The organism is Streptomyces cavernae (genome assembly GCF_004023625.1).
Classification (GTDB): Bacteria; Actinomycetota; Actinomycetes; order Streptomycetales; family Streptomycetaceae; genus Streptomyces; species Streptomyces cavernae.
Genome location: NZ_RPDJ01000020.1, coordinates 211,178 through 224,123 on the forward strand (window position 1 = coordinate 211,178; position 12,946 = coordinate 224,123).

The 12,946-nt window shown below is 69.9% G+C and carries 15 protein-coding genes; 6 read left to right on the top strand and 9 right to left on the bottom strand.

Features of this window, described 5'->3' with window-relative positions:
* Window positions 1–62: 62 nt before the first annotated feature.
* Complete coding sequence (locus tag EF387_RS29445; protein WP_128379658.1) at window positions 63–323, bottom strand: hypothetical protein; 261 nt, start codon at window positions 321–323, stop codon at window positions 63–65.
* A gap of 1,056 nt (window positions 324–1,379) precedes the next feature.
* On the opposite strand from EF387_RS29445, the gene EF387_RS29450 reads away from it, so the two are divergent.
* Window positions 1,380–1,715 carry a DUF192 domain-containing protein gene (locus EF387_RS29450; RefSeq protein WP_128379659.1) on the top strand — a complete coding sequence of 112 codons (336 nt, stop codon included), beginning with the start codon at window positions 1,380–1,382 and terminating at the stop codon, window positions 1,713–1,715.
* 225 nt (window positions 1,716–1,940) lie between these two features.
* Here EF387_RS29450 and EF387_RS29455 read toward each other — a convergent pair whose 3' ends face one another.
* On the bottom strand, window positions 1,941–2,339 hold the full coding sequence (locus tag EF387_RS29455; RefSeq protein WP_128379660.1) for a winged helix-turn-helix transcriptional regulator: 399 nt from the start codon (window positions 2,337–2,339) through the stop codon (window positions 1,941–1,943).
* A gap of 300 nt (window positions 2,340–2,639) precedes the next feature.
* Between EF387_RS29455 and EF387_RS29460 the strand changes: the two genes are divergently transcribed.
* Window positions 2,640–3,788, top strand: a complete 1,149-nt coding sequence (locus EF387_RS29460) for a winged helix DNA-binding domain-containing protein (RefSeq protein WP_128379661.1) — start codon at window positions 2,640–2,642, stop codon at window positions 3,786–3,788.
* On the opposite strand, the gene EF387_RS29465 is transcribed toward EF387_RS29460, so the two are convergent.
* Window positions 3,789–4,601 (bottom strand): class I SAM-dependent methyltransferase, encoded by an 813-nt coding sequence (locus EF387_RS29465; RefSeq protein WP_128379662.1) that lies wholly within the window; start codon window positions 4,599–4,601, stop codon window positions 3,789–3,791.
* A 16-nt stretch (window positions 4,602–4,617) separates the two neighbouring features.
* Between EF387_RS29465 and EF387_RS29470 the strand changes: the two genes are divergently transcribed.
* On the top strand, window positions 4,618–5,145 hold the full coding sequence (locus EF387_RS29470; RefSeq protein WP_128379663.1) for a DinB family protein: 528 nt from the start codon (window positions 4,618–4,620) through the stop codon (window positions 5,143–5,145).
* A 29-nt stretch (window positions 5,146–5,174) separates the two neighbouring features.
* Here the strand turns inward: EF387_RS29470 and EF387_RS29475 are convergent, their stop codons facing one another.
* Together EF387_RS29475 and EF387_RS29480 are read right to left on the bottom strand one after the other, a co-directional pair.
* Window positions 5,175–6,047, bottom strand: a complete 873-nt coding sequence (locus EF387_RS29475) for an LLM class flavin-dependent oxidoreductase (RefSeq protein WP_128379664.1) — start codon at window positions 6,045–6,047, stop codon at window positions 5,175–5,177.
* 60 nt (window positions 6,048–6,107) lie between these two features.
* A complete protein-coding gene (locus tag EF387_RS29480; protein ID WP_128379665.1) occupies window positions 6,108–6,392 on the bottom strand; it encodes a putative glycolipid-binding domain-containing protein in 285 nt (94 codons plus the stop codon).
* A 659-nt stretch (window positions 6,393–7,051) separates the two neighbouring features.
* On the opposite strand from EF387_RS29480, the gene EF387_RS29485 reads away from it, so the two are divergent.
* Window positions 7,052–7,393 carry an SCO4225 family membrane protein gene (locus EF387_RS29485; protein WP_128379666.1) on the top strand — a complete coding sequence of 114 codons (342 nt, stop codon included), beginning with the start codon at window positions 7,052–7,054 and terminating at the stop codon, window positions 7,391–7,393.
* A 25-nt stretch (window positions 7,394–7,418) separates the two neighbouring features.
* Here the strand turns inward: EF387_RS29485 and EF387_RS29490 are convergent, their stop codons facing one another.
* Both EF387_RS29490 and EF387_RS29495 read right to left on the bottom strand, forming a co-directional pair.
* Window positions 7,419–9,728 carry a serine/threonine-protein kinase gene (locus EF387_RS29490; RefSeq protein ID WP_128379667.1) on the bottom strand — a complete coding sequence of 770 codons (2,310 nt, stop codon included), beginning with the start codon at window positions 9,726–9,728 and terminating at the stop codon, window positions 7,419–7,421.
* Between the two features lie 195 nt (window positions 9,729–9,923).
* Window positions 9,924–10,400: an ATP-binding protein gene (locus EF387_RS29495; protein ID WP_238431766.1), complete on the bottom strand. Its 477-nt coding sequence runs from the start codon at window positions 10,398–10,400 to the stop codon at window positions 9,924–9,926.
* Between the two features lie 241 nt (window positions 10,401–10,641).
* On the opposite strand from EF387_RS29495, the gene EF387_RS29500 reads away from it, so the two are divergent.
* The gene (locus EF387_RS29500) at window positions 10,642–11,493 is read left to right on the top strand and encodes a helix-turn-helix domain-containing protein (protein WP_128379668.1); all 852 of its coding nucleotides are present in this window, start codon (window positions 10,642–10,644) and stop codon (window positions 11,491–11,493) included.
* Window positions 11,494–11,503: 10 nt separating this feature from the next.
* Complete coding sequence (locus tag EF387_RS29505) at window positions 11,504–11,695, top strand: hypothetical protein (RefSeq protein ID WP_128379669.1); 192 nt, start codon at window positions 11,504–11,506, stop codon at window positions 11,693–11,695.
* A 25-nt stretch (window positions 11,696–11,720) separates the two neighbouring features.
* Here the strand turns inward: EF387_RS29505 and EF387_RS29510 are convergent, their stop codons facing one another.
* Window positions 11,721–12,341, bottom strand: a complete 621-nt coding sequence (locus tag EF387_RS29510; protein ID WP_128379670.1) for an OmpA family protein — start codon at window positions 12,339–12,341, stop codon at window positions 11,721–11,723.
* Window positions 12,338–12,934, bottom strand: a complete 597-nt coding sequence (locus EF387_RS29515) for a hypothetical protein (protein ID WP_128379671.1) — start codon at window positions 12,932–12,934, stop codon at window positions 12,338–12,340. The genes EF387_RS29510 and EF387_RS29515 overlap by 4 nt, the downstream gene beginning before the upstream one ends.
* Between the last annotated feature and the right edge of the window lie 12 nt (window positions 12,935–12,946).

Below are 12,946 nucleotides of genomic sequence, written 5' to 3' on the forward strand. Positions count from 1 at the left end.
CACGGACATGTCCGCGGTCGGCCCCTTGGGCACGTGCGAACGGCGGTCCCGAGGCCGCCACCCTACCGCTGTGCGGCGACCCCCATCCCTTGGGGTGTTGGGCCGTCGCCGCGCGGCGAGGGTGCGCCGGGCCGGTTCCACACCCGGCGCCACATGTTCCACGGCGCCTCGCGCCAGACGTCGTACCGCGTCTCGCGCCGCACGTCGTACCGCGTCTCGCGCCGCACGTCGTACCGTGCCTCGCGCCGCACGTCGTACCGCGTCTCGCGCCGCACGTCGTACCGCGTCTCGCGCCGCACGTCGTACCGTGCCTCGCGCCGCACCTCCGTCCCACGCCGCGTCGCACCTCCATCACCATCCCGCGCCGTACCTCCACTCCACCCCGTGTCGCACCGCACCGCATCCCGCACCGCATCCCGCACCGCCACGATCCGGACACTTCGCGGGAGCGGCCCACACCACCCGCGGGTCGGCGTTGCGGCAGGCAAAGCGCTGTACGGGGGTGCGTCCTTCGACATGAGCGAGTGGAGCGCAGAAGCGGGCCGGGGGTCGACCGAGATGTTCGTACCCCGCCTCATCCCTCATACCGCCGCGTTCCCCGTCTGCGGCCCCCCATTCCCGCGGGAGGACGGCGGCGCCTCGCAGCGGGCGCCGGGGCCGACTCGCGCCCTCACGGCGTGCTGGGGATGCGCTGTCCGGCTCGGGCACTCGCCGCGTGCGGGGGGTGCGCTGCGGTCGCCGGTGTGCGCCCCGTGCGGTTTTCGCGCGCCCCGTGCGTGCGCCGGGAGGGCTGGAGGACGGACGGTGGACAGGAACGAGCTCGGGGTTCCTTGCGGTGCTGGGCGGTGCGGTGCGGTGGGGGACGGGTTCGGGACGGGGCACCGGGGCAGGCCCGGGAGGCGATGCGTGACAGGCGCGGGATGCGGTGCGTGACGGGGCCGGGATGCCGTGCGGGAAGGGGCGCGGGGCGGGGTGCGCACGGACAAAGAAAACGGGCCGGTCCGTGGGGGGGAGACGGACCGGCCCGAGGGGGGGTTTCCACCATAACCCTTCGTAAGTGATGCTGCGCGCATCGGCATGCCACAACTACTCTCCGAAGTTGCCTGACGACACCCAGATGGGCCCGGAGGGGCCCCTTCAGGGGCCGATCGGGGCCAGCTCGAGACGTGATCATGGCCTGAACTCGGCGTTTCGCAGCGCCATACGAGGGACAGCAGAGGCCATTCGGGCGATCCGGCACTCCCTTTCCGGAAGATACTGAGCGTTTTGAGCCCTCTGCACGAGACCGTCGGCGGCACCCGCCAATACTCCACAAGAGGGAACGCGGCGCGGAACGCGTCCTTGACGCCTTCGAATGGAGGGCCGCTACCTTCGCGGCCATGGCCACGTTCACCACACCGGAACGGCCCCAGCCGGTCCCCCTGGAAATCGCCGCGTCGGCTCGCGCACGGCGCCGTGGACTGCTCGGACGCACGGGCACGGAGGGGGCACTGCTGCTGACCCCGGCGAGTTCGGTGCACACCGTGGGAATGCGCTTCGCGATCGACGTCGCCCATCTCGACCGGGACTTGCGGGTTCTGTCCGTGCGGACGATGCGGCCCGGGAGGGTTGGGCTGCCCCGCTTACGGGCCAGGCACGTGCTGGAGGCGGAGGCCGGGGCGCTGACTTCGTGGGGCGTTCGGCCGGGAGTGCGGATCGCCGTGCAGGGCGGGTGAGGCGGGCCCGGCGCAGCCGACGGCCTCCGGACGGAACGGGCCGCCCCGGGGGCGACGCCGTGCGGCCCCCTCCACCGCACGATGCCGCCCGTGCGGCTTTGCCCAAGCGAATTCGCTCGGTGAGAGCTTACGTGAGAGTTGTGGGGTGTCTGCGGGGCCCTCGATAACAATGTGAAAACCCTGTGATCGTTTGCAGTCCCTCGTGGCCCAGCCCCGGGGTGATCCTCAGCGAGCAGCGGTGACATCTCCGTGCTCGGGTACGTGCTCGGCTCCGTGCCCGGCTCCGTGCTCGGTGGCGATGTACCGGGCCAGATGCCGTTCGCCCCACTCGCCGAGCGGGACCAGGGCCGCGTTGAGCTGCCCGCCGAGCGCGGTCAGGGAGTACTCCACCCGGGGCGGTACCTCGCGGTGCACTTCGCGGTGCACGATCCCGTCGGCCTCGAGTTCTCGCAGCTGCTGGGTCAGCATCTTCTCGCTGACGCCGGAGATGTGACGGCGCAGTTCGCCGAAGCGGAGGGTGCCACCGGCGTGCAGGGTCCACAGGATCATCGGCTTCCACTTGCCTCCGACGACGTCGACGGCGGCGTCGAGGCCGCAGCTGTAGGGCCCTTTTTCCTTTTGCATGGTCAGCTCCGTAGTGAAGATGGCGTCTGACGGGGCGTCGGTCGCATGGTCGGCCACTTACTGGACCGGACCGTACGGTCCGGTCCGACCGTACGGGTGCGATGCGGGAGCACGCGAAGGCTTTTGCGCTGCCGGGGCGGGACCGGGGTGCGCAGGAGGGGCGGCGGAAAACGGTCGCGCCCAAAACGGTCCAGGAACCGCTCAGGGAAGCGGTCGAGGAACCGGCCACCGGAAAGCGGTCAGGAAAGCCGTCGGGAAAGCGGTCAGGAACTGACCTATTGGGCGGTTAGCGTGCGCCTCATGAGGATCACTTGGGAGCAGGCGAGCGCACGACGGCTGGAGCGGCAGTTCCTGAGCGCCCCGGGGGTGAAGGTGTCGGTCGCCGAGGTCGTCGAGGAGATGCTCGGCGCGCACGCACAGGTGATGTCGGCGGCCGAACTCTCGGTGGGAGTACGCCTCGCCGGGGTGACCCGGCAGGACGTGCGGGCGGCGCTGGGGGAGGAGCGCTCGCTGGTGAAGACGTTCGGTCCGCGCGGCACGATCCACCTCCTGCCCTCCGCCGGGCTCCCCGTCTGGAGCGGTGCGCTGTCCGCGCTTCCGGCGGCGCCGAGCCCGTTCGCGCCGGAGATCCGGCTCACCGCCGGGCAGACCGAGGAGGTGGTCGCGGCGATCGGTGACGCGCTGGAGGGGGCTTCGCTGACGATCGACGAGCTGACCGCGGAGGTCGTGGCACGCACCGGTCCCTGGGCGGGCGACGAGGTGATGCCGGCGTTCCAGACGATGTGGCCGCGCTGGCGACAGGTGATGCACCTCGCGGGCCACGCCGGCGTGCTGTGCTTCGGACCCAACCGGGGGCGCAAGGTCACCTACACGCGCCCGCCGCGGTTCACCCCGCTGCCCGCGAACGCGGCCGTCTCGCTGCTCGTACGCGAACATCTGCGGTCCTACGGCCCGGCCACGCCGGCGCACTTCGCCAAGTGGCTGGGGACGTCGCGGAGTTGGGCCGCCGAGGTGTTCGCCTCGCTCGCCTCCGCCGGGGAGATCGAACGGGTCGACTTCGCACCGGTCGACGGGCCGGCGTGGGTGGTCACGGGCGACACCGGCTTCCCCGCGTCGGCCCCGCGCGGGGTGCGGCTGCTGCCGTACTTCGACGCCTACGGGATCGCCGCGCAGCCACGGGAGTCGCTGTTCCCCGGTGTGGCCTACGAGCGGGCGCTGGCGCGGGGACAGGCCGGCAACTATCCGGTGGTGCTGGTGGACGGGGTGGTCGCCGGGGTGTGGCACCAGCGCCGGCAGGGGCGGCGTACGACAGTGACCGTGGAGCTCTTCGGTGAACTGACGGGCGCTCGACGGCGGGAGTTGGAGGCGCAGGCCGAGCGGGTGGGGGAAGTGCTCGAGGCACGGGCCGAGTTGGTGTTGGGCGCGGTGACGGTGGGCCCCCACGCCTAGTCAGTCCTGGGCCGGTTTGCGGGCCTCGATCAGGAAGCGTGCGCTGTGCGCGACGAAGGGCCCGTCCGCCTCGATCCGCTCGTGCAGGGTCCTGAGCCGGGGCTCGTGCGCCGCGACCGTGAAGTCCGGCACGATCCAGATCACCTTGCGCAGGAAGTGGATCACGGCCCCGATGTCGTGGAACTCCATGCGCAGCCGCTCGGAGCGCAGGTCGACAACCTCGAGGCCCGCGGACTCGGCCGCCGCCCGCGCAGCCTCCGGGTCGCGCCCACGCCGTACCTCCTCCGGCTGCGGGCCGAGGAAGTACTCGGTGAGTTCGAAGACGCTGGCCGGGCCGACCTGCTGGGAGAAGTACGTGCCGCCGGGGCGGAGCACCCGGGCGATCTCCGGCCAGTCGGTGGACACCGGATGGCGGCTGACCACCAGGTCGAAGGCCTCGTCCGCGAACGGCAGCGGCGCGTCCTCGGGTGTGCCGACCACGGCGACGCCGAGCGGGTGCAGCAGGGCGGTGGCCTTGGCCACGTTCAGCGGCCAGCCCTCGGTGGCGATGGTGAGCGGGGGCAGCCGGGGCGCGGAGGCGAGGACTTCGCCGCCGCCGGTCTGGATGTCGAGCGCGGCATCGGCCCGCGCCAGGCGTTCGCCCATCGCGCGCGCGTACCCCCACGACGGCCGTTCCTCTGTGGCGCGGCCCGCGAACCAGGAGAAGTCCCAGCCGTCCACGGACTCTGACTCGGCCTCTGCGACGAGGTCTTGGTAGGTACGAGCGGGGGTCTCGGTCGTTGATTCTTCGCCGGCTCTGTTGTCAGTGGCCATTGCTACGTTCCCTGTCATGACGAATCCTCTGGTCAGAAAGGTCCCGTTCACCGGCGGCGAGAAGGAGAGCCTGCTCGCGAGCCTGGACCGGCACCGGGACACGGTGTTGTGGAAGCTGGAGGACCTGGACGAGGAGCAGGTCAGGCGGAGCATGACGCCGTCCGGGACCAATCTGCTGGGCCTGGTCAAGCACCTCGCGTCCGTGGAGTACGGGTGGCTCTGCACCACGTTCGGCCGGGAGGCCGAGCCGCTCTGGTTCGACCCGTGGAAGAGCGAGGACATGAGCGCCGGGCCCGGCGACACCACGGCACGGATAGTCGACTTCTACGGACGGGCCCGCGCGGCCGCGGACCGTACCATCGCCGAACTCTCGCTGGACGATGTCGGCACGTCCTGGAGCGGGACCACGGTGTCACTGCGCTGGGTCCTCATCCGGATGGTGGAGGAGACGGCGCGGCACGCCGGCCACATGGACATCCTGCGCGAGCTGATCGACGGTTCGACCGGCGACCACCGCCCGGCCCCACAGGGCGGACCTCACTGAGCCGGTCCGCCCGGTCGCGCACAACACCCCTAGGGCACCAAGGGGCGGACCTCCTCAGCCACGAAACGTACGAAGCCCTCCGGGTCCGGTTCGTCGGCGGTGGGCTGGAGGATCACGGTGTCGGCGCCGGCGTCGACCAGGCGCTGGACGGCCTTGGCGACCGTTCCGGCGTCGCCCGCGGCCCCCAGGCCGGGCGTCTTGTCCACGCCCATCGCGGCGAGTTCGGTCCTGAGACGGGCGGCGGCGTCGGGACCGGTGGCGGTGAGGAGGTAGACGACCACGCGGTGGGGATCGGTGCGACCGGCTGCCGCGCGGCCCTCGTCGATGATCCGGCGGGCCTCCAATACGCCGTTCGGCGAGGCGACGGCGTCGAGCAGAGTGCCGTCGGCGGCCTCCCCGGACAGGCGCAGTGTGCGCGGGCCCCTGGCGCCGGTGAGTACCTCAGGAGCGGTGGGGGGCGGCCAGTCGAGGGCGACGTCGTCGAGCTTCACATAGCGGCCGTCGGTGGTGACGTGTTCACCGCGCAGCAGGGCCCGTAGCGCGTCGAGATACTCGCGCAGGAGGGTGACCGGGGACGCGGCGCGAGCGCCGACCTGTCCCATCCAGTCCTGCACGCCATGCCCGACGGTGAGCGTGAACCGCCCCGGGAAGAGCCGGTCCAGGGTGGCGGTCTCCATGGCGGTGAGGGCGACGTTGCGCAGGGGTACGGGGACCAGTCCGAGGCCGACCCGCAGCCGCTCGGTCCAGGCGAGCGCGGTGGACGCCGTGGCGATGCCGCTCTCCAGGAAGCAGTCCTCCCACAGCCAGAGCTCCTCCAGCCCCGCCGCTTCTGCGGTACGCACGATGTCGCGGAGCTTTTCGGGCGGGAGTTGCGGCCGGAACACGGCACCGAGGGCAGTCATGCACTCTTCCTAACCCGGGGGCTCGGGCAGGACAACCGCTTTTCGCCCGGCTCACGGAGATCAGTCGCCGAGGCGGTGGGCCAGCCCCGGGTAGTCGACGACGAGTCCGTCCGGATCGAAGGTCAGGTCGCTGCGGAAGTCGCTGTCGAGGGACGTGAAGCGGACGCGGTGCGGGGCGAGGTGGGTGTAGCGCTGCGGGGACGGGCTCACGGTGAGGTCGGGGACGGACACCCAGGCCATCAGGAAGTCGCGCTCCCCGGGAGTGCGGTGCAGGCTGTGGCGGAGCACGGGCATGGTGTTGGTGAGCGGGCACAGTCCGAGGTCGCAGTCGAGGGCGCCGTCCAGTTCGGGCCGGTGGCGATCGCCTCGCCTTTGGGATCGGTACCCGTGGTAGCGGCGTCAACGGACCGCATGCGCTCGGCGCTGTCCGACAGCACGGCGTCCTTGACCTCGTCTCCGGTCTTCGCGTCCTCGAAGGTCAACTTCAGATCCGACGGCAACTCGATCTTCGGACGGCCGGCCTCCGCGGCTCCACCCGCACTCGGTGAAGCCGACCTCGACGTCCCGCTCCCCGTATCGGCCCCCGCGATCTTGTCATTGTCCTTCGATGACCCGTCACCGCTCCCGCCGCAGGCGGCAAGTAGCACGGTCGCAGTTGCGACAAGTGCGGCAGCAACGGGCAAAGTGCGGCGCTTCACAACGGACTCCCCGTGAGACGAGAGTGGCGTCAAGGGCCCCGACGCTATCCCTGAGGCCTCTGGTTCCGCCACACCCGCCGGCCTTCCCGTGGAACTCAAGTGCCCCATAAGTTCGCGTGTGCACAGTTCAGTTGACGGCAGGTCGACGGGCAGCCTCACTCGTCCGGGGCTGAGTAGCGTCCGCCGTCTTATCTGAGTAGTGCAACTCATGCCGCGTCACCTGCGTCCCCGACAGAGTGGTGATCGGTCCTCCGGCGCACCGGCACGGAAAGGGCCCCATCCTCGACCAACAGATCGGAGAACAACGTGAGTTCCTCCAGCCGCAGCCGTGCCGTCCTCGCTCTCGCCGTGAACAACTGGCTGTCCCGCGGATACCTGGCCGCAGTGGTCCTCACAGCCGGATACGCGCTCTACGAGGACCTTTTCGTGGCGCAGACCGACGCTTCCATGGCCTATGTCGTGCCCTTGTTGCTGACCGCCCCGCTGAACATGCTGTTCATGGTCGCGCTCGGCTGGATACCCACCGACGCCCCCTTCTACCTGGGGATCGCGGTGGGCGCGCTCGTGAACGCCGGCATCCTGGGCGCGGTCGTCAGCGCCGTCCACAAGCGTCGGGCGTCGTCGGTGCGTCCCGTCACCAGCACCTGAGCTGAGTGACGCCTATCAGAGACAGTCAGTTCGTGGTGGCAGGCGACGGCTTGGCCTCCGGACGATCCGGACTCACGGAGAAGGCCGTGTCGCCGGCCACCGCCACGATCGCGTCCTGGACGAGCAGCACACGCGGATCCTGAGACGAGTCCCCCGGGTCGTCCAGCGCGGCCGTGCGCCAACGCTCCGCTCCGGTCTTGCTGTTCAGCGCCAGCAGTCGGCCGAAGCGGTTGGCGAAGTAGACGCTGTCGTACTTCGCCGACACCACCGGCTGCGACAGGCTCTCCAACTCCGTAACCTGCCGCCACAGTTGTTTGCCGTCGGCGGCCGACACAGCGGTGACCGTTCCGTTCTCTTCCACGAAGTAGACGACGCCGTCGGCCAGGGTGGCAGTGCCGCCCTGTGCTTTCGCCAGCGGCACCTCCTTGACGGCGCCTGCGGTCGGGTGCACCCGCAGCAGTGCCTTGTACTTGACGCTCCCGGCTCCCGTCTCTTCCTTCTGTTCCTCGGGAACGCCGAACAGGAGCCATCCGCCGACGACGCCGAGCGGCTTCGCCGCCGGGGCAACCTGCGCGAGGTCGCGCCGGTTGCCGTCGGTCGCGTTGAGCCGCAGCAGGCTGCCCGAGGTCTTGCCGGCATCGTCGTCCGGCATGCACAGGCCGTACGGGGCGTCGCCCAGTACCGCCGGCCCGCAGGACGAGCCCGCCGGCGCCGACGCCGACGACCTCCACAGTTCCTCGCCCGATGCCCCGTAGGCCACGAACTCCTTCCCGGAGTCCGACAGCGTCACGAGTCCGCGGCTGAACAGGTACGCCTCACCCGGTTCCCCGCCGACGCGGTGCGACCACCGCTGTCGCCCGGTCTCGGCGTCCAGTGCCGCCACCCGCAGGACCTGTGTGCCAGCGGTGAAATCCGGCAGTTGGTAGACGTAGACGAGCCCGTCCCGGACGCCGATGGGCAGCGTCGCCTGCAGATCGATGCCGGACTGCCACCGGACACGGCCCGAGGCGGTGTCGATCCCGGCGACCGTGAAGTTCGAACCGGCGCAGTACAGAGCGTTTCCGCCCGTCGCACACCAGGAGGCCGCGTAGAAGAAGGCGGTGTCCCCGGCGGCGCGGACCAGGGGTGTCCGCCAGGACCGCCAGTCGGCGGGCAGCGCCGCGGTGGGCGAGCCGCCGGTGGAATCGGATGTGGACGCAGATGCGGACGGGGGCCCGGACGCGGAGGGCCCCTTCGAGGCCGTGGTCCTGCTCGACGCGAGGTTCGTCGCCGTGATGCTCATCCCGGTGACGGCCACGGCCGCGGCGAGGGCGATGAGAATCCGCCGTCGCCGGCTTCCGGGCCGGGATCCGGAGGCCGTGTCATCCGTCGCCGCGTGGGCGTCTCCGCGTCGTGGTCCGGGGCGAGGCGGGGAAACCCGGGGATCACCCGGCCCTGAGAGGGATTCGGCTACGGGTGCAGGCGCGGATGCGGGTGCGGGCGCGGATGCGGGCGCCGCTCCCGGTGGGACCGGCGGGCCGTCATCCGGCAGTGTCTGCAGCAAGCGCTGCAGTTCGGCCAGTCCGGGCCGGTCTGCCGGGTCCTTCTCCAGGCAGCGTTCGGCGATGCCGCGGAGTGGTTCCGGGACGCCGTCGAGGACCGGCGCCTCGTACATCACCTGGTAGCCCATCATGTAGGGGCTGTCCGCGTTGAACGGGCCCTCGCCGGTGGCCGCGAACACCAGTACCGACCCCAGCGAGAACACGTCCGAGGCGGCGGTGACGTCCCGCGGGGCGGCGAACTGCTCCGGGGACATGAAGCGCGGGGTGCCGATCAGGCGGCCGGTGACGGTGAGGGTCTCGTTGTCGGCGGCGCGTGAGATGCCGAAGTCGATCACGCGCGGTCCGTCCTCGGCCATCAGGACGTTGCTGGGTTTCAGGTCCCGGTGTACCAGGCCCGCCTGGTGGATGTCCCGCAGTGCCTCGGCCAGGCCCAGGCCCAGCGAGCGCAGCTTCCACCCGCTCAACGGGCCCTGCTCCTCCACGAGATCCGCCAGCGTCCGGCCCGGAACGAAGAGCGTCGCCATCCACGGCTGTTCGGCGTCGGGGTCGGCGTCCACGACGGGGGCGGTGAACGCCCCGCTCACCCGGCGGGCCGCGGCGACCTCCTGTCGGAAACGGGCCCGGAACTCCTCGTCCTTCGCGAACTGTCCGTGCACCACCTTGACCGCGACCTGCCGGCCCGAGAGCGAGAGTCCCAGGTAGACGACGCCCATGCCGCCACTGCCCAGCTGGCCGATCAGCTGGTAGTCGCCTATCGACCCGACGGACTGCCCATCCTCCGAGTTCAGCGACATTGCCGTCACCTTTTCCAATCCCAGGTACCACAGGGGTAGTTGTGGCGCTCAGCGTAAACGGTGTCCCTGAGGGGCGAGTGCGGGTTCCGCAGTGTGGGAATCCGGGCGCGGCGGAACGGTGAGGGTGCTCCCGTGGGCGGCGGCCGTGACGCCTACAGAGGTGCTGGAACCTCCTACTCCCGTGAGCCCACGCACTCACCGTGGAAGCGTCGCCCACATCCGGGTCCCCGTGTTCGGTTCCGCCGCTTCCTCGAAGCCCCAGTCGCCGCCGGCCTCGCGTACGACGCAGGCGAGCAGGCGCAGGTGCGCTCGGCGGCGGGCGTCACAGGCCGCGGTGAGGCGCGGGTTGATGTGGCGCGGGTGGGTGTCGAAGACGGTCACTCTCAGCGTGCCGTCCCGGTAGCGCAGCGAGACATACAGTTCCGCTCCCGGCGCGAACCGGCAGGCGCAGGCCGTCAGTTCGGCGACCACCTGGACCGCGGCGTCCGTCATGTCCCGCAGGCCGTGGACGGCGAGGACCGCGTGGGTCGCCGCACGGGCGACGCGCGGGCTCGACAGGGCTGCCGGGAGAGTGAGGCTGTACGTCAGTTCCTCCGGGCCGGGCGGGACCGAGGTCTCCGCGAGGGTGGGTACGAGGCAGGCGGCGCCGGTGGCGGGCCTGGCAACTCCCATGGTGGACGTGGGGGCTTGTACGTACTCGCAGGACCCGGTGGCCTGTCTCCCCGACGCGGACCCACCCCTCCCGGGGGAGGAGCGTGCGGGCAGGCTCGCGTGATGCGCTTCCGGAAACCATACGTAAGCGGATGGCTACAGAATGTAGGCTCGCGAGCGTCAACGTGTCCAGCCGAGTGGAGATAATTACCCCCACGGTGTCGCTGGGCTGAGCACCAACCACAGCACCAGAAGGGGCAGCATGTCGACGAGGACCACGCCGACCGAGCGGCAAAGACGGCTGGGCGCCGAGTTGCGCAAGATGCGCACGGCGGCGGGCGCGAGCACTGAGTACGCGGCCGGCCTGCTCGGGATCGACCGAACACGGCTGTCCAACATGGAATCGGGGATCCGCCCGTTCTCGCCCGAGCGCGTACAGACCCTGGCATGCAACTACGCATGCTCGAACGCACAGTACGTCGCAGCCCTGGTCGCCATGGCCAAGAATCCGGAGAAGGGCTGGTGGGAACGCCATCGAGGCACCTTGCCCGCAGGTCTGCTGGACATCGCCGAGTTGGAGTGGCACGCCGCCCGGGTCAGGACCGCGCAGATCATGCACGTACCGGGCCTGCTGCAGACGGAGGACTACGCTCGCGGGGTCTTCGCCGCCGTTCTGCCGCCGCTGTCACGACTTGAGGTCGAGTTGCGGGTCGCCCACCGCATGGAGCGTCAACAGGTCTTCGATCGACCCGAGCCGCTGCCGTACATCGCGTACGTACACGAAGCCGCACTGCGCATGCCCTACGGAGGCACCGACGTGATGCGGGAGCAGTTGGCGCATCTTGCCGCCGCGTCCGAGCGCGAAAGCGTCGAAGTGCGTGTCATCCCGACTCAGGTGGGCGGGTTCCCCGGGGCCGGGCACGCCCTGCTGTACGCGGACGGGGTGGTGGCCCAACTCGACACGGTGCAACTCGACTCCGCACATGGCCCGGAGTTCACTCATGCCGAAGCGCAACTCAACAAGTACCGTGCTCACTTGGACTGGATGGAGCGCGCGGCACTGCCGTCCCGGGCATCCCGCGAGCTCATCCGCAAGGTCGCCCGCGAGCTGTAGGAGAGCCACCGTGCCCGACATCAACTGGGAAAACCCCTTCTGCGGAGAAGGCAACAACTGCTTCCGCATAGGCACCGACGACCAAGGCAACGCCTACATCGCCGTCGCCGGGCAGGAAGACCGGTACCTCACCGACAGCCATGAAGCCCTCATGGCCTTCATCCGCGAGATCAAGGCAGGCAAGGCCGACCACCTGCTGTGAGCGCTACGCCGATGAAGACCACGGGTCAGCTGCCCTTCTGGAACGACACCTCCACCCGGCGGTTCTTCCTGCGGCCCTGCTCCGAGGTGTTGTCCGCGATGGGGTAGTCCTCGCTGTAGCCACGCACCTCGAAGGTGATGTCGGGGCCCAGACTGGACGCCAGTTGTTCGTGGACCACCTCGGCCCGGTTCTTGGACAGCGTGAGGCCGTGCGCGTACGAGCCGAGGTTGTCCGTGAAGCCGAAGACCCTGACCTTCTTCGCCTTCTGTGCCTCGATCTCGTCCGCGATGGTCTTGATGCGGGCCTTGGCCTCCGGGTTGAGCTTCGAGCTGTCGATAGGGAACAGGACCTCGGCCTGGAGCGCGAAAGTGACGTCCGTCGGGGTGTCCTCACGGCGTTCCTCGCCGCCGAGGTCCTCCACCACCGACTTGATGTCGAGCACCTTCGCGGAGGCCAGCGTGGCGCCGTCCTCCAGTTGGAGGTTGGGGCTGTTGGCGTCCACCTCGGGTGGCTCCGAGGTGGTGACGGACCCGGGCGGTTCACTGGGGTCGCCCTCGTCCGCGTAGGCGGGAGTCAGGGTGAGGGTGGCGAGGACGACCAGGGCCGTGACCGTTGTGGCGGTACGAGGCTTGAGGCGCATGGTCATTCGCCCTCGGTCAGCGTGAGGGAAGCGGGTGGCATCGAGCCCACGTTGAACTCAACGTTGGTGGTGCCTTCTGGAGGTGCGGGGAACTGGGCGTACCAGTCGGCGGTTTCACCCGACTTGAGCCCTCCTTCGAACCTTGTACAGAGGCAGCGCCCCTCCGTGTCACGGAGGACGAGGTACTTTTTCTTGCCCGTCTTGTCCACCAGACTGGCGCCCGCGACTGACGAGGCGTTCTTGGACAACTCCTTTTCGTCACCACGCCAGTCGGATGCCGCCCACAGGCGCGAACCGCCGTTCGTCACCTTTCCGGAGATTGTCACAAAGCCACCCGGGTCACGCACAGCCGACGTGATGACCAGTGAGATATCGCCCTGCTTGGCCTCGGCGAGTACTTTCTGCTCTTCTGGGGCTTTCGATTCCTGGCTACCGCCTGAACTCTGGGATTCCTTGGCTGTTGCCGAAGGTGAAGCTCCCTTGTCCGACTTGTCCCCCCCGTCTCCTCCACCGCAGCCGGCCACCGTGAGGACCAACCCAGTCGTGATCGCCACTGCGGTCAGCACCGTGCGGCCCTTCATGGTGTGCCGAATGGTCATAGGTTCGGCTTC

What these genes read in the sequence shown, in the direction of transcription:
- EF387_RS29465 (WP_128379662.1), bottom strand. Translation starts at nt 4,601, where the DNA reads ATGGCCACTGACAACAGAGCCGGCGAAGAATCAACGACCGAGACCCCC.
- EF387_RS29455 (WP_128379660.1), bottom strand. Translation starts at nt 2,339, where the DNA reads ATGCAAAAGGAAAAAGGGCCCTACAGCTGCGGCCTCGACGCCGCCGTC.
- EF387_RS29470 (WP_128379663.1), top strand. Translation starts at nt 4,618, where the DNA reads ATGACGAATCCTCTGGTCAGAAAGGTCCCGTTCACCGGCGGCGAGAAG.
- EF387_RS29515 (WP_128379671.1), bottom strand. Translation starts at nt 12,934, where the DNA reads ATGACCATTCGGCACACCATGAAGGGCCGCACGGTGCTGACCGCAGTG.
- EF387_RS29490 (WP_128379667.1), bottom strand. Translation starts at nt 9,728, where the DNA reads ATGTCGCTGAACTCGGAGGATGGGCAGTCCGTCGGGTCGATAGGCGAC.
- EF387_RS29460 (WP_128379661.1), top strand. Translation starts at nt 2,640, where the DNA reads ATGAGGATCACTTGGGAGCAGGCGAGCGCACGACGGCTGGAGCGGCAG.
- EF387_RS29475 (WP_128379664.1), bottom strand. Translation starts at nt 6,047, where the DNA reads ATGACTGCCCTCGGTGCCGTGTTCCGGCCGCAACTCCCGCCCGAAAAG.
- EF387_RS29510 (WP_128379670.1), bottom strand. Translation starts at nt 12,341, where the DNA reads ATGACCATGCGCCTCAAGCCTCGTACCGCCACAACGGTCACGGCCCTG.
- EF387_RS29500 (WP_128379668.1), top strand. Translation starts at nt 10,642, where the DNA reads ATGTCGACGAGGACCACGCCGACCGAGCGGCAAAGACGGCTGGGCGCC.
- EF387_RS29450 (WP_128379659.1), top strand. Translation starts at nt 1,380, where the DNA reads ATGGCCACGTTCACCACACCGGAACGGCCCCAGCCGGTCCCCCTGGAA.
- EF387_RS29495 (WP_238431766.1), bottom strand. Translation starts at nt 10,400, where the DNA reads ATGGGAGTTGCCAGGCCCGCCACCGGCGCCGCCTGCCTCGTACCCACC.